Here is a 1,104-nt window from a genome sequence, read left to right as displayed (position 1 = left end):
AAAACGGTCTTGCAACGAGTTGGTCGATATTCACTTCCGCCGGAAACAAGCGTACTTTCGGCGTTTATTCCAAAATCACTTAAAACAGCATTTGGAGCTTAATGTGCGGTTTATGCGTCATCACGTTGATAAGGTGTTTTTATGACAGGCTCCAAAAAAAGCAAAGTAAAAAAGGCAGACCAACAAGTGCGTGAAGAGCACCCGCAAGCGGCAGCACTAATGGAGCTGCATCTTGCGCATGAGCTGGCTTTGTTTGAGCGTGAAGCCTTTTTGGCATGGTTAAAACCAGAGCTTGAGTTGCATCTGTCCGTTGCGCGCGAGATGCCCTTGAGCGCGTTTGTCGACGCAGACCAAGTGAAATCGGTGATTGCGCGGAATGTTGTGGATAATGAAATACCGGGTGCGGTGGCTGAACTAGCCGGCGATGCAGCCGCTCAGCTGTTTAGTTCTGAGATGCATAAAAGTACACCTCTGCGCGACATCTTACCAACGGCGCACTTTGAAGAGTTTGTCGATAAGTTGCTTGAATTACCTGAGCAGAGAAAGAACGGCATTAACCATGTTATTGAGCTGCCGGTATACAAAGACCTGATTTCTGGAGTGCTCTACCAGGCCATTATCCGCTATATCTACGAAGAAAATGTGCTCAGCAAGAAGGTTCCCGGTGTTGCATCCATGCTCAAGTTTGGGAAGCAAATGCTTGATAAAACAGCCCCAAACCTAGACGGTGCCGTCGAAGAAAATGTACGTCACTATATCGCAAAAAACCTAGTCTTTATCCTGAAGGAGAGTAAAGCGTTTCTTGAAAACTCCTTGACCGAAGAAGACATCAAGACATCGACCATGGAGTTATGGGATGTGTTGGAAGATAAGACAATGTCTGAGTTTCAGCAAGGTATGGATAGCATCGATCTGTCAGAGTTTGTTGTTTTAGGATACGAATTTTGGAAGACATTCCGAAGCTCTGCCTACTTTAGAGAAAGTTACGAGCTAGTGGTTGACTACTTCTTTCAAGTCTACGGCGAAAGCCCGCTAGGAACCTTGCTTGATGACTTAATGGTCACTCCAGATCTCATGATGCGTGAGGCAGAAGTGTTTGCGCCA

1 protein-coding gene is annotated in these 1,104 nt (G+C 46.2%); it reads left to right on the top strand.

Translation table 11 applies throughout. The annotated features are described in order from the left end of the window. Positions 1-141 precede the first annotated feature (141 nt). Positions 142-1,104, top strand: a 963-nt coding sequence (locus tag A3750_RS12585; RefSeq protein ID WP_068548325.1) for a hypothetical protein, incomplete at its 3' end; no start/stop codon positions are given.

The organism is Oleiphilus sp. HI0079 (assembly GCF_001635105.1).
Note: the sequence above shows the minus strand (reverse complement) of the source record. Positions and strands in the feature narration are given on the sequence as shown.